We start from the raw sequence: 20895 nt of genomic DNA on the forward strand, positions 1-20895 counted from the left end.
TATTGATGGAATTCGTCAACCATACCGCTCTATTATTTGAGTTGAAGCTGGGTGCGCTTCGTCCTGGTCGGATTCGTCTCGCCCGGCTGGGTGGCGTTGTGACAGGTGGCGCGGCAACGCTGATCGTTAGCTTGCACGCGGTCAGCGAATAGCTTGATTCTGGCATCTACCGCATTGCGTCGACTTGGTAAATGCGTCATTCGCTATCGCGCGGGTGATGCACTTGCCTGTTATCCGGGAGAAGTTGCTACGTTGCTTCAATGCGGCCACAAACGTCAATGATCGACCTGCATTCCCATATCTTGCCCGGTCTTGACGACGGCTCGTCCAGCCTTGCTGAATCGCTGGAAATGGCGCGGCTGGCGGTGGCAGATGGAACGACCCATATGGCGTGTACGCCGCATATCGTGCCAGGCATGTACGAAAACCGATCGGCAAATATTGCCCGCGCGGTTCAAGGGTTGGAGCAGGCGCTACGCCGCGCCGCAATACCGCTTGCTCTTTACGTTGGCGCCGACGTGCATATAGCGCCGGATCTTCCGGAGCAGTTGGCACTGGGTAGCGTGCCGACCTTGAACAGGTCGCGTTATTTTCTATTCGAACCGCCACATCACGTTCTGCCGCCAAGACTGGAAGATCTTGCTCTGCGCCTCATAAACGCCGGGTTCATTCCGATTCTTACCCATCCTGAGCGACTGACCTGGATCAAGACGAATTACGATGTTGTCGAGAGGTTGAGTGCAATCGGCTGCCTTGTTCAGCTTACGGCAGACTCGATTGTCGGTGCTTTTGGACGCACGGCGCTTTACTATTCGGAAAAGCTGATTGACGAGGGTAGGGTGGATATTATCGCATCGGACACCCATGGCGCCACCCGCCGGCGTCCTGGGCTTACGCAGGCCGTCGCCGCGGCGGCGAAGCGATGTGGGGAAGACGAGGCCCGCAACATGGTGTTGAAACGTCCAGGCGAAATATTAGCGAATCGGACTCTCGAGCCGGTCGGAAAGGCACGCTCGAAAAAGCCAAGCCCCGGCAACGTCGGTCGCTTCGCAGGATTGGGTCGCTTGTTGAAGGGTGGGACCGCGTAATGGGCGTTTTTCATTTCGCAAAAAGCTGTACCGGCACGATCTGTCTCTTGCTCGCTTCGCTCTTGATCTCCGCCTGCACGAGCACCTCGTCAACGACATCGTCTTCGCCGACTTCGGTCGATGCGCTGCAACTGACGTCATCGTCGGCGCCGCTCTCGGGCGGCGGTGCGCTGCAGGTCGTAAAGGACCTGCCTGCGCCGCAGAACACCCGGAACGGCAACGAGCAGCCTTTGTCGCCGAACGATGTGCTCGAGGTGAATGTGTTCCAGGTCGACAATCTGAACAGAATCGTTCAAGTCGATGCTGGCGGGCAAATTTCGCTTCCACTTATCGGGACCGTCACCGCGGCAGGGAAGACCGTCCGTCAGCTGGAGCAGGAAATCGAAACGGCCTACGGCGCTAACTATCTGCAGTCGCCCGACGTATCGGTCTACGTCAAGGAATCGATCGGACAGCGCATTACCGTCGACGGCGAAGTCACCAGGGCCGGTATTTTTCCGGTGTCGGCCAATTCTTCCCTTATCGACGCGATAGCCCTTGCTGGAGGGTTCAAGCCCGTTGCCGACGCGGGAAAAGTCTTTGTCTATCGCAACATCGGTCAAAATACGTTGGTCGCAAATTACAATGTGGAGCAGATTCGCGCCGGCAAGAGCCGCAATCCACGCATCTATGGTGGCGACAAGATTGTCGTCTTCGCCTCAAAATCAAAAATTGCGCTGAGCAATCTCAAGGACGCCCTCGGTGTCGCCTCGAGTGCAGCCCGAATTGCGGTGATCCCGGGAATATAACGATGGCCCGTCATAATTCAGGATACAGATAAACCTAGGAACACTTCGCACTATGCTCGATCGTAACAGACAGCATCAAATTGCAGGCCCAGGACATGGCCAGGCCTTGTCCCCCGACCTGTATTATGACGGTGCGCAAAACTATAGTGCGTACGGTCGCGATTATTCGGAGCAGGACGAGGGGTTCAATCCACTCAGGCTGTTTTTTTACGCTGTCCAGTATCGGTGGCTGATCGTCATGATGGTAGCGGGCGGACTTGTCGCCGGCGTCATCGTTACCATGATGCAGACGCCAAAATATCGGGCAACAGCGCAATTGGAAGTGCTGGTTCCTTCGGCCAAGGTCTTCCAGGACATTGAGGTGGTTTCTGAAACCAACGACTGGGCCTTTGAAACCGCCCGGGAAAAGCTGAAAAGCCGGGCTTTGGCGCAGCGCGTGGTGTTCCAACTAGGGCTTAGTGAAAAGCCGGATTTCCTGTTTCCGACGCCGGACTTCTCGCTTAGCAATATTTTCTATCGTGCGTTCGGAATTTCCAAATCGCCTTCCATTGAAGAGACAACCCCGGAGGAACGTGAGGCGATTGCAATCGGTCGCGTTCGAGGTGACCTCACGGTCAATTTGGTCCCCAACACCAGCCTGCTGTCGATTGCGTTTGCCGACCAGAAACCGAAGTATGCAAGCGATATAGCCAACCAGGTCGCGCAAAGTTTTATCGACCAGCGCCTCGATCAGACCAGCGAAACCTCAGACCTGGCACGGCAGTTCATCCAGGAACAGGTTTTGCAGGTAAAGCAAAAGCTGCAGAAGTCCGAGGAGGAACTCGTCGCTTACGCAAAAGATGTAGGCATCACGATAACCGGCGACGAGAAATCGCTGATAGGGTCGAATATCGAGGCCCTGAACGCCGCGCTCGCGACAGCAATCCAGGAACGTCTCGATGCCGGACGGATGGTGGACCAGATAGACAAAGGTCGCGGAGCGAGTCTCGGCCCGGTCTTGGAAAGCGGAGGTCTGCAGAAGATCACTGACAAACTGGCGGATTTGACCAGCCAGTATCAGCAGAAGCTGGGCATATTGAAGCCTGGCTTTCCAGAAATGCAGCAGCTCCAGGCGCAAATCAAGGAGCTGCAACGGCTATATGACAATGGCGTTTTGACTATAACCGATTCCCTGCGGCAGAAATACCAGGAAGCTCAAAACAAGGAGGCCGACCTCAAGTCAAAACTTGCCGAGATGGAGAAGCAGCAGGTCATCTTCAACGATAAAAACATCAAATACACGATCCTGAAGCGCGAGGTTGATTCCAATAGGTCGCAGTATGACAGCCTCATCGCCAAATTGAACGAGGTCGGCGTCAGCTCCGAGCTCAAGACACAAAGCGCGGCAATCGTGGATTTCGCGACGCAGCCTGGCAATCCTTATTCGCCGCGCCTGAGCATTAATCTTGCGGTCGCTCTGGCTCTTTTCTTGGCTCTGAGCGCATCAATTATTTACGTCATAGAGTTGTTGAACAACACCTTCACCAATCCTGAGCAGGTCGAAAAGGAATTGGGATTGGCGATGCTCGGCATCTTGCCGCTTGTCGATGACCGGGAACTCATAGCCAGCATCACGGACCAGAAATCAGGACTGTCCGAAGCCTATCGTTCGCTTCGAACGTCGTTGCAGTTCTCCGGCGCCGAAGGCGCGCCGCGATCGCTGCTGGTCACGAGTTCGGAACCCTCGGAAGGCAAGTCGACCACCTCGTTCAAGCTCGGGCAGGATTTTGCCGCACTCGGTGCAAGGGTTCTCATTGTCGACGGCGATCTGCGAAAGCCAAATCTTCACCGGCTGTTTGGCCTCGACAACACAATCGGACTGAGCAATCTGCTGACGAACACCGTCCGCAAGGAGGATCTGGCAAGCATCTTCAGGGCGACGAAATACCCAAATGTGACCGTCCTGACTTCCGGAACGATCCCACCTAACCCCGCTGACCTGCTCTCTTCACCGAAGATGGCGCTGATCATTACCAATCTCGGCAAGCGCTTCGACCTAGTCATAATCGATGCCCCGCCGATCGTTGGCCTTTCAGATGCGCCCATCCTCAGCCGGCTTGCCGAGGGCACATTGATGGTCATCTCTACCAACCAGGTGACACGCAAGTCGGCGAAGACGGCGTTGAAGCGCCTGCGAGCTGCCGGCGCGAACGTGGTCGGAGCCGCGATGTCGAAGTTTGCAGTGAACAAGTTCGACTACAACTACGCCTACAAATATATGAACTACCAATATTACGACTACGGCACCCCGAAAATTGAGGGCAAAGTCGATGACGGAGCAGACCAGCCCGCTTATGCAAAATCTCCGGCGTTCAGGCGTTTGGTTCGTCGCATCCGTGCTAGCGTTGGCGGCTTCGTCGATCGGGCTAAGTCGATTTCTTGAAACCGAAACGCCAACCGTTTCCCTCGCGCTGGATCCGTTGAACGTCAATGCCTTGACGGGCGAGATTGCAGACGACCTGAACGATACAAGCAACGCTCCCGATCTCGACGCATTGCTTGCCAAGGCCGAAAGCGCGCTTCGCTTTGATCTTGCGGATGCACGTCTCTACAGCCTGATCGGCGAGATCAAGTACCGACAGGGTGAAAAAAACCAGGCCTATGAATTCTTCGATCAAGCTCGAAAATTATCCAAGACTGAAATCCACGCGCTCCAGAGGTCGATAGGCCGCTCGATCGGAACAGGCGATCTTTCAAAGGCTGTCGGCGAGATCGATACTTTGCTGCGACGATGGCCAGATCAATTTCCTGAAATCGCCGAGGGGCTGCCGACAATCCTCTCGAACCCAGATGGATACCAGGCTGTTCTGGTAGCCATCAAGGCGGATGCGCCCTGGAGAACCAATCTGTTCGCCACTCTTCGCAGAACTCCCGAAGGGCTCGATTCCGCAACCCGGCTGTTGCTCGATTTGAAAGAGTCGGACGCACCACCAAAATCGAACGAATTGTCGGCAGTTATCGGCGGATATATTCTTCAGAAGGAGTATGAATCGGCATATCGGTTGTTTCTCTTCAGCCTGACTGACGAACAACGGAAGCTGGGCGGCTACATTTTCAACAGCACATTTGAACCGGTGTACAGCGGCAAGCATTTCGATTGGCAACTCCGCGATCAGTCTGGCCTGGAAGTTACCTTTGCAACATCTCAAGGCGCGATCGAAGGTGAGGGGGGGGCGACGGTCCGCTTCCTGAATACGCCGGTCAAAGGGACAGCGCTTCAACAGTATATTGAGCTGCCCCCCGGTTCCTACAAGATTTCTCTGATTGCCTCTGCAAGGAACCTGAAGCTTCCAAAGGAATTGTTCTGGTCGATCAAGTGCGTGGGGCAGGCCAGCGAAACAGCGCGGTTCAAAATTCCGGAGGGTACATACAATCGTCAGGCCCTGAGTCTGGGTTTTTCGATTGGACCGGCTGGGTGTCCCATGCAATTATTGAAGCTGGAAACTGCCGCCATTGCCGAGAGCTGGCGCTTTCGCTATGTCGGCACGTTGGTAATGCACAAATTGAGCATCGAGAGACTTTCATCTTGAGCGACCGGCCATCGGAATGGGATAAATATCTCCTCGGATCAGTTCTGTTTATAGCGCTGCTGATCGGCGGAGGCACTGCAAGCGGCCTCTATACGGATACGCTGATTGAGGTCGCGGCAATTGTCTCGGCAGCGGCGGTCTTTTCACAGACCTCTGGCCAAAGAATCCCCCATTCTGTTCTGTGGCTGCTTATCTTCGCTGTGGCGTTAGTGATTTTGCAAATTGTCCCGCTGCCTGCGGCTATATTCAGCGGATTGCGACCCGAGCCGTTGCTCGCAGATTCCGGGCTGGTTGGAGAAACCCGATTTCGTTTCGTCAGTGTCGGAGTTGGACGGACGATCGAATCTCTATTGTATCTGGTGGCGTTGGCGGCGTTTTTTTTGAGTGTGCTGCGTTTGCGTGCCGAGCAGGTCCGTGCGCTTCTGCCGTTCTTTTTTTTGGGTGTTATCTGCAACGGCTTGGCAGGCGCGATTCAATATTCGCTCTCGGATGACGTCGCCATAAAGGGATTGTTGCCTTTCACGATCAATGCCGGGCTTTTTGCCAACCAGAATCATTTTGCGGCATTGCTTTTTGTTTCTATCCCCTTTGTCGCTTATTACGGTCTGTTCCGAGGACATCTCTTGTCCGGATCGCTCGGCCTGGCCACGCTTTTGCTGCTCCTTTTGGCCGCCGGTTCGCGTGCCGGCGTTCTGATCGGGTTGGCGATCACCGTACTGTCCATAGTCTTTCTTTCAGCGCGTTCCAGGGTGAGTGGGTTCAGCATCCTTGCCGTTTTCATAGGACTTTCGGCCTATACGATAGGCGCTTGGACGAAGATCGATGCCGAGGCGATTGATCCAGCTTTCGGGCGAGGCGAGTTTGCTCGTACCACCATCGAGGGAATCAAAGAGAATTGGGCAACCGGCGTTGGGTTTGGAAATTTTCAAAAGGCCTACCAGATATATGAAAGGGAAGAGATGATTTTCAAGCAATATGTAAATCATGCTCACAATGAATATCTTGAAATAGCTTTCGAAGGCGGAGCTCTTGCTGTTCTGTTAATGACGCTTTATTTCGCAATGCTTTTCATGGCGCTTACTAAAGTTCGCCGCGATCCCCTTCAAAAGGCGGCGTTTCTCTCGGTGTCTTTTCTTCTCATCCATTCACTCGTCGATTATCCATTGCGGACCGAGGCGCTTGCAATGACGTTCGCCTTTATGAACGCCATTATCTTCCACAAAGGATTTGCAGGCCGTTCGGCCCAGAAGAACGAATTGATCGAGATCGACCACAACGGTGGCAAGTTGTTTGTTCCGATCGGAGCTTCGTCGTAGCGCCTCTTGGCGACGGCTCCGCTCTTCCATCAGGGTATCGTCCTGACCCACGATATGTCTCGGAAACCAGCAAGATCATCAGGACTGCGTCCAGAAAAGGATTGCGATTGTCCCAGCGCCGCATAGGCTGATCTCGGCCCTTCAGGAATATTTTTCTTGGGCCGCCAAGCCCATCGCCGCTGAGCAGGAATTTCCGGGTTCTGGTCGCCGCGTGGAAAATTCATTCCCGAACCACTCCAGCGCCGGCCTGTCCCGCATTGTTATAAACGATGGCGATCTGCTAGAACGCCTGCACGAAAATGAGATCGTCCAGAAGTGAAGCTTGAACCGGGCCGCTGAAAATTGCGCCTGATGCATCGACGCAAGGTCTGGATTGGCACGAGAGAACGCTTACAGTCCATGAACATCGCGCTTACGCACCTTCAGCGGCTCGAGGCTGAATCCATCCATATCTTTCGCGAGGTAGCGGCGGCCTTCGCCAAGCCGGTTATGCTCTATTCGGTCGGCAAGGATTCCTCCGTGCTGATGCATCTTGCGATGAAGGCGTTTTATCCGGCCAAGCCGCCCTTTCCCTTTCTCCACGTCGACACGACCTGGAAATTCCGCGAAATGATCGCGTTTCGCGATCAGATGGCGCAGAAGCTCGGCTTCGATCTCCTTGTCCACGTCAACGCCGATGGTGTGCGCGACAACATCAATCCCTTCGACCATGGCTCGAACACCCATACGCATGTGATGAAGACCGTGGCGCTGCGGCAGGCGCTCGACAAATACGGCTTCGATGCAGCCTTCGGCGGGGCGCGGCGCGACGAGGAGAAATCGCGTGCCAAGGAGCGGATATTCTCCTTCCGCAACGCCCAGCACGTCTGGGATCCGAAGAACCAGCGGCCGGAGATGTGGAAGATATTCAACACCCGCATCGCGACCGGTGAGTCGATCCGGGTGTTTCCGTTGTCGAACTGGACCGAACTCGATATCTGGCAGTATATTCTCCAGGAAGACATCCCGATCGTGCCGCTCTATTTCGCCAAGGAGCGACCGGTCGTCGAACGCGACGGCATGCTCATTCTGAAGGATGACGACCGGATGGAACTGCGTCCCGGCGAGAGGGTTGAGAACCGGCTGGTGCGGTTCCGCACGCTCGGCTGCTATCCGCTGACCGGCGCGATCGAATCCGACGCCGATACGCTGGAGGCCATTGTCGGCGAAATGCTGACGGCGCGCACCTCCGAACGGCAGGGCCGCCTGATCGACCGTGATGAAGCCGGTTCGATGGAAAAGAAGAAGCGCGAGGGGTATTTCTGAGCATGCGCCACATCACGGCCGAGAGCCTCGCCCCCACCGACGGCATTCGCGACTATCTGGCGGTGCAGGAACAAAAATCGCTGCTGCGCTTCCTGACCTGTGGTTCGGTGGACGACGGCAAGTCGACGTTGATCGGGCGCCTGCTTTCGGATACCAGGCAGATTTTCGAGGACCAGCTTGCCGCGCTCGAGCGTGATTCGCGCAAGCACGGGACGACGGGCGACGACGTCGATTTCGCGCTGCTGGTCGATGGCCTCGAGGCCGAGCGCGAGCAGGGCATCACCATCGATGTCGCCTATCGCTTTTTCGCCACGCCGAAACGCAAATTCATCGTTGCCGATACGCCTGGCCACGAACAATACACGCGCAACATGGCGACGGGCGCGTCGACCGCCGATCTGGCCATCGTTCTGATCGACGCCCGGCAGGGCGTGCTGCGCCAGACACGGCGCCACTCGATCATCGCGTCGCTGCTGGGCATCCGGCACATCGTGCTCGCCGTCAACAAGATCGATCTCGTCGGCTTCGACAAGGCGGTGTTCGAACGGATCACCGAGGATTTCAGGCAATTTTCGCACAAGCTTGGCTTCGAGACGATCGTGCCCATCCCGATGTCTGCCCGTTACGGTGACAACGTCACCAGCCGCTCGGATAAGACGACGTGGTATTCCGGGCCGACGCTGATCGAACATCTGGAAGCCGTGTCAGTCGATGAAGCCGTTGTCGAACTGCCGTTCCGTTTTCCGGTGCAGTATGTGAACCGCCCCAATCTCGATTTTCGCGGTTTTGCCGGCACGATTGCGTCCGGCTCCATCTCACCAGGCGACGAGGTCGTTGTCGCCAAATCCGGCAAGTCCGCTCATGTCAGGCGCATTGTCTCGCATGGCGGCGATCTGAGCCAGGCGGTGGCCGGCCAGGCCATCACCCTAGTTCTCGACGACGAGGTCGAGGTCTCGCGCGGTAACATGCTGGTGTCGCCGGCGGCGCGGCCGCAGGTCGCCGACCAGTTCGCCGCCAACATCGTCTGGTTCGACGAGCACGCGCTGCTGCCGGGCCGCTCCTATATCCTGCGGACCGAGACCGATCAGACCAGCGCTACCGTCACCGACCTGAAATACCGCGTCAACGTCAACGATTTTGCCCATGAGGCGGCCAAGTCGCTCGAGATGAACGAGGTCGGCATTTGCAACATCTCGACGCGGGCGCCGATTGCCTTCGATACGTTCGCCGAGAACCGCACGACCGGCGCCTTCATCCTGATCGACCGCATCACCAACGCCACGGTCGGCGCCGGCATGATCCTGCATTCGCTGCGCCGCGCCGAAAACATCCACTGGCAATCGCTCGATGTCGGCAAGCACGGCCGCGCCGATCTGAAGAACCAGCGGCCTGCCGTGTTCTGGTTCACCGGGCTCTCGGGGTCGGGCAAGTCGACCATCGCCAACCTTTTCGAGAAGAAGCTGTTCGCCACCGGCCGCCACACCTACATCCTGGACGGCGATAATGTCCGCCACGGGCTCAATCGCGATCTTGGCTTCACCGACGCCGATCGCGTCGAAAACATTCGCCGCGTGGCCGAAGTGGCGCGCCTGATGGCCGATGCCGGGCTGATCGTCATTGTTTCCTTCATTTCGCCATTCAGCGCCGAAAGGCGCATGGCCAGGGAATTGATGGCCAGCGGTGAATTCGTCGAGGTGTTTATCGACACACCCTTTGAGGAATGCGCCAGACGCGATCCGAAGGGCCTCTATGCGCGGGCATTGAATGGCGAAATCAAGAATTTCACCGGCGTCGATTCACCGTATGAAGCCCCGGAGAATCCCGAAATCCATCTCAAGACACTCGGCAAGTCTGCCGAGGAGATGGTAGAGGCCCTGGAACTCTGGCTGAACGAGCGCGACATTGCCGAAAACCAATACGATAGCGGCGGCGGCATCTGACTACGAATCGATGCTCGGGGTGTTCGAGCGCCTTGCCCTGGCGGCGGGGCGAGAGGTGATGCGTGTTTTTGATGCCGGCTGCGCGGTCGACCAGAAGTCAGACGCCTCGCCAGTGACCGAAGCCGATCGCGAGAGCGAAAAGATCATTCTCGCCGGGCTGCGCGCGGCGTTCCCTGATATCCCTTGCGTGGCTGAGGAAGAGGCATCGGCCAGCATCGTGCCGCCGGACCTCGACGGCGCCTTCTTCCTGGTGGACCCACTGGACGGCACCAAGGAATTCGTCAACCGCAGGACCGACTTCACCGTCAACATCGCGCTCGTTCGCCACGGCGTGCCGGAGATCGGTGTGGTCTTTGCGCCATGCACCGGACGCTTCTTTTCCGGCCGGCCGGGCAGGGCGGAAGCAATCGATGTCAATGGCGATTACCAGATCATCGGCCGTCGGCCGATTTCGGCCAGAACGGGCGTGGCGCCACTGACCGTCGTCGCCAGCCGGTCCCACAATACGCCCGAGACCGAAGCCTATATCCGCACAGTGGGCGCTGCCGAGATCGTCTCGGTCGGCTCGTCGCTGAAATTCTGTCTTGTCGCCAGCGCCGAGGCCGACGTCTATCCGCGCTTCGGCCGCACCATGGAATGGGACACTGCGGCGGGTGACGCGGTGCTGCGCGCCGCAGGCGGGATGACGCGCTCGCTCGATGGTCAGCCGCTGGCCTACGGCAAGCGCAACCAGAGCGATGACGTGGATTTTGCCAATCCGCATTTCATCGCCAGCGGGAAGAGCGCGGGCCAGTAATCTCCCCCTTGAGGGGGAGATGTCGCCGAAGGCGACAGAGGGGTCGCCTCAGCAGGTGCGACGCATATGGAAACGAAAGAGGGAAAGTCGGCGCTTCACGCGTGGCGACCCCCTCTGGCCTGCCGGCCATCTCCCCTCAAGGGTGCGCGCCTACGCGGCGGCGATTTGCGCCGAATTCGAGCCGATATAGTTCCGAATGGTCTCGATGATCCGGTCCTGGTCGGCCTCGCTCAGATAGGGATGCATGGGCAGGCACAGGATGCGCTTCGGCAGCTCCTCAGAAACGGCAAGACCTGTCGGCGTGCGCGGATAGTCGCGGTAGGCGATCTGGCTGTGCAGCGGCTTCACATAATAGATCACCGACGGGATGCCTTTTTCCCCGAGATGCGCCTTCAGCCCGTCGCGCTTCGGCGTCTCGATGGCATATTGCGCCCAGGCCGAACGGCCGCCGTCCAGATTGCGCGCCGCCTTGACGATATCGCTGAGGCCTTCGGCATACCGATTGGCGACCGCTTGCCGGGCAACCATCTCGTCTTCGAGAATGGCCAGCTTCTCGATCAGGATCGCCGCCTGCAGAGTGTCGAGCCGCGAATTGATGCCGACGCGGACATTGTCGTATTGGGTTTCGCCCTTGCCGTGGAAGGCGAACGAGCGGAGCTGTTCGGCCAGCGCATCGTCATTGGTGAACATCGCGCCGCCGTCGCCATAACAGCCGAGCGGTTTTGCCGGGTAGAAGCTGGTCGAGCCGACCGCGCCGAACGAACCCAGCATCTTGCCGTCGCTCGAGCCGCCGATCGCCTGGGCGGCATCTTCGATCACCATCAGCCCTTCGCGGTTGGCGATGGCCATGATCGCCTCGTAATCGGCGGCGAGCCCGAACAGGTCGACGGGTATGATCGCCCTTGGCTTCAGCCGGCCTTCCGCCTTGATCATGACAATGGCCGCCTCGAGACTGGCGATGTCGATATTGTAGGTCTGCGGATCGACATCGACAAAAACCGGCTCGGCCTTGGCGAGCGCCACCACTTCCGCTGTGGCGGCGAAGGTGAAGCTCGGCACGAACACCGCGTCACCTGGACCGATGCCGGCCGCAAACAGCGGCAGCAGCAGTGCGTCAGTGCCGTTGGCGCAGGCGACGACATGCTTGGTGCCGACATAGGCGGCGAGCTTATTTTCGAATTCGGTTACCTCAGGTCCGAGAATATAGCGCCCCTCGTCGACGACGCGGTCGATGGCGGCTTTCAGCCTGTCGCGGATTCGTTCGCGCTGCGCGCCAAGATCGATGAACTGCATGTCGGCCTCAAAACGGGACTAGCCAGGTAACCGGCCGCTGGTATCAGAGTTGGCGCGGCCGAGAAAGCTGCACGGACCAATCGACGAATTGCTGAAATGTCGCAGCCTGTTACCTCTCAGTCCGACAGGTTCCCATCAGACGCCGGAAATCCGGGGCTTTGTTGCGCACGACACGGCCTTGGTGTCGCATGCGCTCGGCTGGGCGAAACATAAAGTGATGATGTTTTAGCGCATCTTCAGCGCATCGCCGTCCAATCAGGCGATTTCATGCCGCCAGGGCGGATTGGCGCCGGCGCGCGACACGGTTACCGCCGCAGCCTTGGCGCCAAGCGCCAGCACCTTGTGGATGGCGTCTTCCGACAGATTGGCGATCGCCTCCTTCGACAGCAGGCCTTGCTCGTGCAGCGAGGCCAGGATGCCGGCGTTGAACGTGTCGCCGGCGCCGACCGTATCGACCACCTCGACCTTGTCCGGCACGACCGTGACCTTGTGATCCCTGGTGTAGCCGATGGCGCCTTCGCTGCCATGGGTGACGACGATCAGCGTCGGGCCGCGCTCCAGCCAGTTGCGGACGACGTCCTCGTGCGAGCCGGCTTCGCCGAACCAGTTGAGGTCCTCGTCCGACAGTTTCACGATGTCGGCCATGGCCATCATCGAGCGGATGCGCCTGAGATGCCTGGCCTTGTCCGCTATGAAATTCGGCCGGATGTTGGGGTCGAGCATCATGACGCGGCGGCTGTGCTCGCGCCGCATGAATTCCTCGTAGGCGGATCCGGCCGGCTCCGAGATCAGGCTGATGGCACCGAACAGCATGGCTTCGATCTCGCTGCCGAGTTTCGGCAGATCGTCGATGGTCAGCATCCGTCCGGCTGTGTTTTCATCGTAGAACGTGTAGGTCGCCTGGCCGTTGTCCAGCCGCACGAAGGCGAGTGTGGTCGGCCGGGGCGATGGGTGCGCATAGGTGGAACTGACTTGGCTTGCCCTCAGCGCGTCCTTGAACTGGCTGCCGAACAGATCCGTCGACAGGCCGGAAAAGAAACCGGCGGGCGCTCCCAGCCGGCCGAGCGCTATTGCCGTGTTGAACACCGCGCCGCCGACATAAGGGGCAAAGGCCGGCTCGCCCTCAGTCGTGGTGCGTGGCAGCATGTCGATCAGGGCTTCGCCGCAACAGAGGATCATGATTTCCTGGTCTCCGGCGGATAGATCACACCCTTGCGGATGATGATGTTGGCGTAGAGCCGCGGCTCGCTTGTCGCGACGATCGCGTGTGCGGACCTGACCCGTTGATAGAAGTCGGCGCCGGCAAGCGCAACCACCTTGCGGCCCGGAGCACGCTCGGCGCAGATCGCCTCCATCTCGTGATGAACGGGATCGGCAAGCAGGGGATCACCTTTGACCGAGGCGCGAAACAGCGCCTCCGGCACTGCGTCGTCGACAGGCAATACGCTGAGGATGGCGTCGAGCATCGGAACGAGATGATGGCCGTCGGCGCGGATGAGCCGGTGTGCCTGCTCTTTCGCCGGGTAGTTTCCGTCGACAAGGGCGATCTCGTCGCCATGCCCCATGGCACGCAGCGTCGCCAGCAGCTGTGGACCGAGCAGCACCGGAATCCCGATCAGCATTGCTCAGGCACTCCTGGAAATCGTGGTCGAGCCGATGAGGAAGCGCTCGGAAAGCGGCAGACTGGCACCGCCCAGGGCACGTGCATGAATGCCGACAGTCCCCTCGCGCACGGCCGGAAGCTTCAGGCCTTCACCGTCGATCTTGCCGATAGCATCGATAACGGCATCGACGAGCCGGCGCCGCACGGCCTTCGGCATCCATCCGTCGATCACCGCCGCCTCGAAATCAATAACCGATGACGCCGCCACGATGGCATAGGCGAGCGCCTGCGAGGCGCAGGCGATCCAATCGTCGAGCTCGACGCCGATTTCGCCCCAATCCTCCGGTGACGTCCACAGATGTGAGGCTTCGACGCCGCGCGCGTTGAGTGCCTTTTCCAGCATGGCGATCGACGCCACGCCGATCAATTGGGTCGGCTTGCCGTCCGGTCCAGGCACCGGCATCGAACCCAGCGCGCCGGCATTGCCGGTCGGCCCGCCGAAAAGGTGACCGTTCAGCACGATGCCGCCGCCGGCAAAGGCGCCGATGTAGAAATAGACGAAGTCGCGTGCCGTGCCCGCCTTGCCGAACACCAGTTCGGCGCCGCAGGCAGAGGTGGCGTCATTTTGCAGGTAGACCGGGAATTCGCACTGCGCCTGGATGTCGGCGCGGATGTCTCGGTGGCGCCATTCGTCCATGACGTCGCGCGGCGCACCTGCCGTATCGGCCCAGCTCCACAATTCGAACGGCATCGCGATCCCAAGGCCGGCAATGCGCTTGTCCTGCGCCGGGGTGAGTTCGCCGCGCATCGTTTTCATGCCGGAGGTGACGAACTCGACCGTCTCGCGCGGTGCCGGATAGCGGTAGGAATGCTGCAGCATCGAACGCACATTGCCGAGAAAATCGATCAGAACGAGTTCGGCGCTACGACGGCCGATCTTCAGGCCGATGAAATAGGCGCCATCGGGATTGAGCGCCATCGGAATGGAAGGTTGGCCGATCTTGCCGCGCAGCGGCGCCTGGCGGACAAGAAGGTTGTCCTCCTCGAGCTCGCGCATGATGACTGAAACGGTCTGGGCCGAAAGTCCGGTCATGCGCGCAATGTCGGACTTCGCCAGGCTGCTGTGCTGACGCACCAGCGACAGCACCAGCCGCTCATTGTGGTCCCGCATGCCGCTCTGGTTGGTGCCGCGGTGAATGCGGCTTTTAGCTGCCTCGGGCGAACCGTGCCTTGGTATGCCGGTCTCCACCCCTTCTCCTCCCGTCGTTTCCCTTAATGCTTTTGGCCAGAATGAGTGACCGACGCCACGCTGTCAATAATAAATAAGAGTGATTTAATTATTGACAGGACCCTCGGTCTGGTATTCTCTTGGGCAAGCGTCCACGCTGGGAGAAGTCGCTGGATGCTCATGCGATGCCGGTTGGCCGGCATCCGAACTGGTCCCACTGGGAGGAAAATCGTGACCAAGACAGCACTGCTAAGATCCACCGTTTTTGCCGCGGCCGGACTGGGTCTGATGGCATTCACCTCGGCTGCGTCCGCCGCCGATGTCGGCGCCTGCCTGATCACCAAGACCGACACCAACCCGTTCTTCGTCAAGATGAAGGAAGGCGCGAGCGCCAAGGCCAAGGAACTCGGCGTCGAACTCAAAGCCTACGCCGGCAAGATCGATGGCGACAGCGAGAGCCAGGTGGCGGCGATCGAAAGCTGCATCGCCGACGGCGCCAAGGGCATCCTGATCACCGCGTCGGATACCAAGGGCATCGTTCCGGCGGTGAAGAAGGCACGTGACGCCGGTCTGCTGGTGATCGCGCTGGACACGCCGCTTGATCCGCTCGACGCCGCCGACGCGACCTTTGCGACCGACAATCTGGAGGCCGGCAAGCTGATTGGTGCCTGGGCCGCAGCGACGCTCGGCGACAAGGCGAAGGATGCCAGGATCGGCTTCCTCGACCTGACGCCCTCGCAGCCGACGGTCGACGTCCTGCGCGACCAGGGCTTCATGATGGGCTACGGTATCGACGTGAAGGACCCCAACAAGATCGGCGATGAGGATGATCCGCGTATCGTCGGCCACGACGTCACCAACGGCAACGAGGAAGGCGGCCGCAAGGCGATGGAGAACCTCCTCCAGAAGGATCCTGGCATCAACGTCATCCACACCATCAACGAGCCAGCAGCCGTCGGCGCCTACCAGGCGCTCAAGGCCGTGGGTCTCGAAGGCAATGTGCTGATCGTGTCGGTCGATGGCGGCTGCCCCGGCGTGAAGTCGGTCGCCGAGGGCGTGATCGGTGCGACCTCACAGCAATATCCGCTGCAGATGGCGGCACTCGGCATCGAAGCGATCGCCGCTTACGCCAAGGACGGGACGAAGCCCAAGCCGACCGAAGGCAAGGATTTCTTCGACACCGGCGTCAACCTCGTGACCGACAAGCCCGCGGAGGGCGTGAAGTCCATCGACACCAAGGAAGGCCTCGCCAAGTGCTGGGGCTGATGCCGGTCTGACAGGCAACAGACCGAAGCGGCCAGGGGCTTGATCCCCGGCCGCTTCGGGTGGACGATGCGGAAATCGCAAGCGCGAACAATTCCGGCGGCAGATCGGGAACGGTTGACGGGCGTCGGCGCGTAGCTGAAGCCTCATGGGAGGAAACATGTCTCAGGTTCAGGAATTCGAAAAGGCTCTCGCGAACAGCGAGACAAGCGTTGCTGCTTTTGACGAGCATGGCACGTCGCTCGTCAAGCGCATCCAGCATTTCCTGCATTCCACTCCGGCTGCGGTGCCGCTGATCGTGCTGGTCCTGTCGATCGCTGTCTTTGGCGTCACGATCGGAGGACGGTTCTTTTCGTCCTACACGCTGACGCTGATCCTGCAGCAGATCGCCATCGTCGGTATTCTCGGCGCCGCGCAGACGCTGGTCATCCTGACAGCCGGCATCGACCTGTCAATCGGCGTGATCATGGTGATTTCGGCCGTGATCATGGGCAATTGCGCGGTCACCTATGGCCTGCCGACCTTGCTTGCCGTGGTGATCGGGCTTGCCGCCGGCGCGGCCTGCGGGCTGCTCAACGGGCTGCTGGTCGCCTACATGAAGCTGCCGCCCTTCATCGTCACGCTCGGCACCTGGAACATCGTCATGGCCACGAACTTCATCTATTCGGCCAATGAGACGATCCGTGACGCCGACGTCGACGCCCAGGCCCCGCTGCTGCATCTGTTTGGCCTGAACTTCAAGGTCGGCACGGCGGTGCTGACGTTCGGCGTCATTGCCATGGTCGTGCTGGTGCTGTTCTTGTGGTACGTGCTCAATCACACGGCATGGGGCCGTCATGTCTACGCTGTCGGCGACGATCCGGAGGCAGCGAAGCTGTCGGGCATCCAGACCAAGAAGGTGCTGATCTCGGTCTACACGCTTGCGGGGCTGATCGCCGCTTTCGCTGCCTGGGTCTCCATCGGCCGCAACGGCTCGATCTCGCCGTCCGCTGCCGTCACCGACTACAATTTGCAGGCGATCACCGCGACGGTGATCGGCGGCATTTCCCTCTTCGGCGGGCGCGGCTCTATTCTGGGCACGCTGTTCGGCGCGATGATCGTCGGCGTCGTTTCGATGGGCCTCAACATGCTGGGCGCCGATCCGCAATGGAAAGTGCTGCTCACCGGTGTGCTGATCATCGGCGCCGTGGCGATCGACCAGTGGATCAGAAAGGTTTCGGTGTAACCATGACCCAGGAGCCCATCCTCACCGCGCGCGGCCTCGTCAAGCGCTACGGCCGCGTCACCGCACTGAACAGCTGCGACTTCGATCTCTATCCGGGAGAGATCCTGGCCGTGATCGGCGACAATGGAGCCGGCAAGTCGACGCTGATCAAGGCGATCTCGGGCGCCGTTGTCCCGGACGAGGGGATCATCGAGTTGGACGGCAAGCAGGTGCTCTTCAAGTCGCCCATCGAAGCCCGCGAAGCCGGCATCGAAACCGTCTACCAGAACCTGGCGCTGTCGCCGGCGCTGTCGATCGCCGACAACATGTTCCTCGGTCGCGAGATCCGCAAACCGGGTTTTCTGGGCGACTGGCTGCGCATGCTCGACCGCCCGGCAATGGAAAAGCGCGCCCGCGACAAGCTCACTGAACTTGGCCTGATGACCATCCAGAACATCAGCCAGGCCGTGGAAACGCTCTCGGGCGGCCAACGCCAGGGCGTGGCGGTGGCGCGCGCCGCCGCCTTCGGCTCGAAGATGGTCATCATGGATGAGCCGACGGCGGCGTTAGGCGTCAAGGAGAGCCGCCGCGTGCTCGAACTGATCCTCGACGTGAAGAAGCGCGGCCTGCCGATCGTGCTAATTTCCCACAACATGCCGCATGTCTTCGAGGTGGCCGACCGCATTCACATCCATCGGCTGGGCCGTCGCCTCTGTGTCATCGATCCCAAGCAATATACGATGTCCGACGCCGTCGCCTTCATGACCGGAGCGAAGCTTCCGCCGGAGGCGGCACTGGCGGCCTGATGCATGTCGCCCAAAGCAAGGTGCCTCGCAGAGGCCCAAACGCGACGCACTTTAAGTTGCTAAACTGCCGCAGGGTAAGCTTCCCCGCGGCAACCTAACTCGATTGAACGCTTAACAATATGAGCTAGCATGGGCTGGGAGGAATGGTGAAAGCCGGTATGATCTTGGCAACCGCACAAGAGGCAGCATGACGCACGCGATAACGACCGAAGCTCCCATTCTCGAAAACTCCGATCCCAAGGCGCTTGCCGAGGAAGTCTTGAAGGCCCTCAAATACAGGCTCGGCAAGGGGACCAGCGTCGCGACGCAATACGACTGGCTCACCGCCTCGATCAAGGTCGTGCGCGACCATATCGTCGATCATTGGATGCAGGCGACGCAAGAGGCCTACGCCCATCAGGAAAAGCGCGTCTATTACCTCTCCCTGGAATTCCTCATCGGTCGCCTGATGCGCGACGCCTTCTCCAATCTCGGGCTGATGGACAATATGCGCGAAGCGCTGCGGTCTCTCGGCGTCGACCTTGACCTCATCGCCGCCCTTGAACCAGATGCAGCGCTTGGCAATGGTGGTCTCGGCCGGCTCGCCGCCTGCTTCATGGAAAGCATGGCAACCGTCGGCATCCCCGCGCATGGCTATGGCATTCGCTACGCCAACGGCATGTTTCGTCAGGAAATCCATGACGGCTGGCAGGTTGAGCTGCCCGAGACCTGGCTCGATCACGGCAACCCCTGGGAGTTCGAGCGGCGCGAACGCGCCTTCGAGGTCGGATTCGGCGGCTCGGTGGATTCGATCACCTCAAAGGACGACAGGCTTGAGCGCCACGTCTGGAAACCGATCGAACACGTTTTGGCGGTTGCCTACGATACGCCGGTGGTTGGCTGGCGGGCCAACCGCGTCAACACGCTGCGGCTCTGGTCCGGCATGCCGATCGATCCGATACTGCTCGACAAGTTCAACGCCGGCGATCACATCGGTGCGCTCGCCGAAAGCAACAAGGCCGATGCCTTGTCGCGCGTCCTTTACCCTGCTGATTCCCACAAGGCCGGTCAGGAGCTGCGGCTCAGGCAAGAGTATTTCTTTTCTACCGCATCGTTGCAGGACATCATTCAGCGTCATCTCAGCCAGTATGGCGACCTGCAGTCGCTGCCCGACAAAGCGGCGATCCATCTGAACGATACCCATCCGGCCATTGCGGTGGCCGAGCTGCTGCGCCTGTTGATGGATGTCCACGGCATGGATTTCGACCAGGCCTGGAGTATCACCAAGCGGACCTTCGGCTATACCAATCATACGCTGCTCCCCGAAGCGCTCGAAAGCTGGCCGGTGCCGCTGTTCGAGCGGCTGTTGCCGCGCCACATGCAGATCGTCTACGCCATCAACGCCGAAGTGCTGCTGGAGGCGCGCGCCTCCGAGCAGTTTTCTGACGAGCAGATCAGCCAGATCTCGCTGATACAGGAAAACGGCGAGCGCCGGGTGCGCATGGGCAATCTGGCCTTTGTCGGCTCGCACTCGATCAACGGCGTCTCTGCCCTTCACACCGAGCTGATGAAGGAAACGGTGTTTGCCGAGCTCCACCGGCTCTACCCCGACCGCATCAACAACAAGACCAACGGCATCACGCCGCGGCGCTGGCTGATCCAGTGCAATCCCGGTCTCACCGCGCTTACCCGCGAAGCGATCGGCGACCGCTTCCTCGACGATATAGACGCGATCAAGGAGCTCGATGCCTTTGCTGACGACGCCGCCTTCCGCGACAAGTTCGCCGCAGTCAAGCGGGCGAACAAGGCCAAGCTTGCCAATCTCGTCGCCGACCGCCTCGGCATCAGGATTGATCCCTCGGCGTTGTTCGACATCCAGATCAAGCGCATCCACGAATACAAGCGCCAGCTCCTGAACATCCTCGAAACAGTCGCGCTCTACGACCAGATCCGCTCCCATCCCGAGCGAAATTGGATGCCGCGCGTCAAGTTCTTCGGCGGCAAGGCGGCGCCCAGCTATCACAATGCCAAGCTGATCATCAAGCTCGCCAACGACGTCGCCAAAGTCATCAACCGCGACCCGGCCGTTCGCGGCTTGCTCAAAGTGGTGTTCGTGCCGAACTACAATGTCAGCCTGGCCGAGATCATGATGCCGGCCGCCGATCTTTCGGAGCAGATATCGACCGCCGGGATGGAAGCCTCCGGCACCGGCAACATGAAGTTCGCGCTGAACGGTGCGCTGACCATCGGCACGCTCGACGGCGCCAATGTCGAGATCAAGGAATGCGTCGGCGACGACAACATTTTCATTTTCGGCCTGACCACCGAAGAGGTCGCCGAGCGGCGCAGCAACGGCTACGATCCGCGAACGGTGATCGAAGCCTCTCCCGAACTGGCGCAGGCCGTGGCCGCCGTTTCGACGGGCGTCTTTTCGCCTGACGATCCGGAACGTTATCGCGACCTGATGAACGGCCTCTATCAGAGCGACTGGTTCATGGTCGCTGCGGATTTCGATGCCTACGCGTCAACCCAGCGCGATGTCGACGCCGTCTGGCGCGACAGCCCGGATTGGTACGCCAAGGCAATTCGCAATGTCGCCCGCGTCGGCTGGTTCTCGTCCGATCGCACGATCCGCCAATATGCGAAAGAAATCTGGAACGTGCCCGTCTGATATGATTGCATGAGGCCACGAACAACGTGGTCCGGGGAGGGTCACT

At 59.6% G+C, this 20895-nt stretch carries 18 protein-coding genes; 13 read left to right on the top strand and 5 right to left on the bottom strand.

The features are described 5' to 3' along the window. Nucleotides 1-5: 5 nt before the first annotated feature. A complete protein-coding gene (locus AC0L2Z_RS02205; RefSeq protein ID WP_473626474.1) occupies nucleotides 6-152 on the top strand; it encodes a hypothetical protein in 147 nt (48 codons plus the stop codon). Between the two features lie 126 nt (nucleotides 153-278). Next, complete coding sequence (locus AC0L2Z_RS02210) at nucleotides 279-1088, top strand: tyrosine-protein phosphatase (protein ID WP_473626476.1); 810 nt, start codon at nucleotides 279-281, stop codon at nucleotides 1086-1088. Between the two features lie 10 nt (nucleotides 1089-1098). On the opposite strand, the gene AC0L2Z_RS02215 is transcribed toward AC0L2Z_RS02210, so the two are convergent. Next, nucleotides 1099-1308 carry a hypothetical protein gene (locus AC0L2Z_RS02215; RefSeq protein WP_473626477.1) on the bottom strand — a complete coding sequence of 70 codons (210 nt, stop codon included), beginning with the start codon at nucleotides 1306-1308 and terminating at the stop codon, nucleotides 1099-1101. A 10-nt stretch (nucleotides 1309-1318) separates the two neighbouring features. Between AC0L2Z_RS02215 and AC0L2Z_RS02220 the strand changes: the two genes are divergently transcribed. From AC0L2Z_RS02220 to cysQ, 7 genes are all read left to right on the top strand, one after another. Beyond that, a complete protein-coding gene (locus AC0L2Z_RS02220) occupies nucleotides 1319-1876 on the top strand; it encodes a polysaccharide biosynthesis/export family protein (protein WP_473626478.1) in 558 nt (185 codons plus the stop codon). A gap of 52 nt (nucleotides 1877-1928) precedes the next feature. Then, the gene (locus AC0L2Z_RS02225; protein WP_473626479.1) at nucleotides 1929-4298 is read left to right on the top strand and encodes a GumC family protein; all 2370 of its coding nucleotides are present in this window, start codon (nucleotides 1929-1931) and stop codon (nucleotides 4296-4298) included. Then, nucleotides 4186-5445, top strand: a complete 1260-nt coding sequence (locus AC0L2Z_RS02230) for a tetratricopeptide repeat protein (protein WP_473626481.1) — start codon at nucleotides 4186-4188, stop codon at nucleotides 5443-5445. The genes AC0L2Z_RS02225 and AC0L2Z_RS02230 overlap by 113 nt, the downstream gene beginning before the upstream one ends. Further along, nucleotides 5442-6761, top strand: coding sequence for an O-antigen ligase family protein (locus AC0L2Z_RS02235; RefSeq protein WP_473626482.1), 1320 nt, complete (start codon nucleotides 5442-5444; stop codon nucleotides 6759-6761). Before AC0L2Z_RS02230 ends, AC0L2Z_RS02235 begins: the two co-directional genes overlap by 4 nt. Before the next feature lie 399 nt (nucleotides 6762-7160). Beyond that, a complete protein-coding gene (cysD, locus tag AC0L2Z_RS02240; protein ID WP_473626483.1) occupies nucleotides 7161-8066 on the top strand; it encodes a sulfate adenylyltransferase subunit CysD in 906 nt (301 codons plus the stop codon). A gap of 2 nt (nucleotides 8067-8068) precedes the next feature. Beyond that, the gene (gene cysN / locus AC0L2Z_RS02245) at nucleotides 8069-10006 is read left to right on the top strand and encodes a sulfate adenylyltransferase subunit CysN (RefSeq protein ID WP_473626484.1); all 1938 of its coding nucleotides are present in this window, start codon (nucleotides 8069-8071) and stop codon (nucleotides 10004-10006) included. 10 nt (nucleotides 10007-10016) lie between these two features. Further along, the gene (gene cysQ / locus AC0L2Z_RS02250; RefSeq protein WP_473626628.1) at nucleotides 10017-10802 is read left to right on the top strand and encodes a 3'(2'),5'-bisphosphate nucleotidase CysQ; all 786 of its coding nucleotides are present in this window, start codon (nucleotides 10017-10019) and stop codon (nucleotides 10800-10802) included. 150 nt (nucleotides 10803-10952) lie between these two features. On the opposite strand, the gene AC0L2Z_RS02255 is transcribed toward cysQ, so the two are convergent. From AC0L2Z_RS02255 to AC0L2Z_RS02270, 4 genes are all read right to left on the bottom strand, one after another. Beyond that, a complete protein-coding gene (locus AC0L2Z_RS02255; protein WP_473626485.1) occupies nucleotides 10953-12095 on the bottom strand; it encodes a DegT/DnrJ/EryC1/StrS family aminotransferase in 1143 nt (380 codons plus the stop codon). 255 nt (nucleotides 12096-12350) lie between these two features. Further along, nucleotides 12351-13274 (bottom strand): carbohydrate kinase family protein, encoded by a 924-nt coding sequence (locus AC0L2Z_RS02260; RefSeq protein WP_473626487.1) that lies wholly within the window; start codon nucleotides 13272-13274, stop codon nucleotides 12351-12353. Further along, nucleotides 13271-13717: an RbsD/FucU family protein gene (locus AC0L2Z_RS02265; RefSeq protein ID WP_473626488.1), complete on the bottom strand. Its 447-nt coding sequence runs from the start codon at nucleotides 13715-13717 to the stop codon at nucleotides 13271-13273. Before AC0L2Z_RS02265 ends, AC0L2Z_RS02260 begins: the two co-directional genes overlap by 4 nt. A 3-nt stretch (nucleotides 13718-13720) precedes the next feature. Next, a complete protein-coding gene (locus AC0L2Z_RS02270) occupies nucleotides 13721-14947 on the bottom strand; it encodes an ROK family transcriptional regulator (protein ID WP_473626489.1) in 1227 nt (408 codons plus the stop codon). Nucleotides 14948-15214: 267 nt separating this feature from the next. Between AC0L2Z_RS02270 and AC0L2Z_RS02275 the strand changes: the two genes are divergently transcribed. The 4 genes from AC0L2Z_RS02275 to AC0L2Z_RS02290 all read left to right on the top strand — a co-directional run bounded on the left by AC0L2Z_RS02275 (nucleotide 15215) and on the right by AC0L2Z_RS02290 (nucleotide 20849). Further along, nucleotides 15215-16192, top strand: coding sequence for a sugar ABC transporter substrate-binding protein (locus tag AC0L2Z_RS02275; protein WP_236388945.1), 978 nt, complete (start codon nucleotides 15215-15217; stop codon nucleotides 16190-16192). A 157-nt stretch (nucleotides 16193-16349) separates the two neighbouring features. Beyond that, a complete protein-coding gene (locus tag AC0L2Z_RS02280; protein ID WP_128167623.1) occupies nucleotides 16350-17414 on the top strand; it encodes an ABC transporter permease in 1065 nt (354 codons plus the stop codon). 2 nt (nucleotides 17415-17416) lie between these two features. After that, on the top strand, nucleotides 17417-18199 hold the full coding sequence (locus tag AC0L2Z_RS02285) for an ATP-binding cassette domain-containing protein (RefSeq protein ID WP_023802796.1): 783 nt from the start codon (nucleotides 17417-17419) through the stop codon (nucleotides 18197-18199). A gap of 187 nt (nucleotides 18200-18386) precedes the next feature. Then, nucleotides 18387-20849, top strand: coding sequence for a glycogen/starch/alpha-glucan phosphorylase (locus tag AC0L2Z_RS02290; protein ID WP_473626491.1), 2463 nt, complete (start codon nucleotides 18387-18389; stop codon nucleotides 20847-20849). Nucleotides 20850-20895: the final 46 nt, after the last annotated feature.

The organism is Mesorhizobium sp. WSM4850, from assembly GCF_055811735.1.

Bases quoted from the DNA above. Each gene is read 5' to 3' on its own strand.
- AC0L2Z_RS02285 (WP_023802796.1), top strand. From the start codon at position 17,417: ATGACCCAGGAGCCCATCCTCACCGCGCGCGGCCTCGTCAAGCGCTAC.
- AC0L2Z_RS02255 (WP_473626485.1), bottom strand. From the start codon at position 12,095: ATGCAGTTCATCGATCTTGGCGCGCAGCGCGAACGAATCCGCGACAGG.
- AC0L2Z_RS02210 (WP_473626476.1), top strand. From the start codon at position 279: ATGATCGACCTGCATTCCCATATCTTGCCCGGTCTTGACGACGGCTCG.
- AC0L2Z_RS02290 (WP_473626491.1), top strand. From the start codon at position 18,387: ATGACGCACGCGATAACGACCGAAGCTCCCATTCTCGAAAACTCCGAT.
- cysD (WP_473626483.1), top strand. From the start codon at position 7,161: ATGAACATCGCGCTTACGCACCTTCAGCGGCTCGAGGCTGAATCCATC.
- AC0L2Z_RS02225 (WP_473626479.1), top strand. From the start codon at position 1,929: ATGCTCGATCGTAACAGACAGCATCAAATTGCAGGCCCAGGACATGGC.
- AC0L2Z_RS02260 (WP_473626487.1), bottom strand. From the start codon at position 13,274: ATGATCCTCTGTTGCGGCGAAGCCCTGATCGACATGCTGCCACGCACC.
- AC0L2Z_RS02205 (WP_473626474.1), top strand. From the start codon at position 6: ATGGAATTCGTCAACCATACCGCTCTATTATTTGAGTTGAAGCTGGGT.
- AC0L2Z_RS02280 (WP_128167623.1), top strand. From the start codon at position 16,350: ATGTCTCAGGTTCAGGAATTCGAAAAGGCTCTCGCGAACAGCGAGACA.
- cysQ (WP_473626628.1), top strand. From the start codon at position 10,017: ATGCTCGGGGTGTTCGAGCGCCTTGCCCTGGCGGCGGGGCGAGAGGTG.
- AC0L2Z_RS02275 (WP_236388945.1), top strand. From the start codon at position 15,215: ATGGCATTCACCTCGGCTGCGTCCGCCGCCGATGTCGGCGCCTGCCTG.
- cysN (WP_473626484.1), top strand. From the start codon at position 8,069: ATGCGCCACATCACGGCCGAGAGCCTCGCCCCCACCGACGGCATTCGC.
- AC0L2Z_RS02265 (WP_473626488.1), bottom strand. From the start codon at position 13,717: ATGCTGATCGGGATTCCGGTGCTGCTCGGTCCACAGCTGCTGGCGACG.
- AC0L2Z_RS02230 (WP_473626481.1), top strand. From the start codon at position 4,186: ATGACGGAGCAGACCAGCCCGCTTATGCAAAATCTCCGGCGTTCAGGC.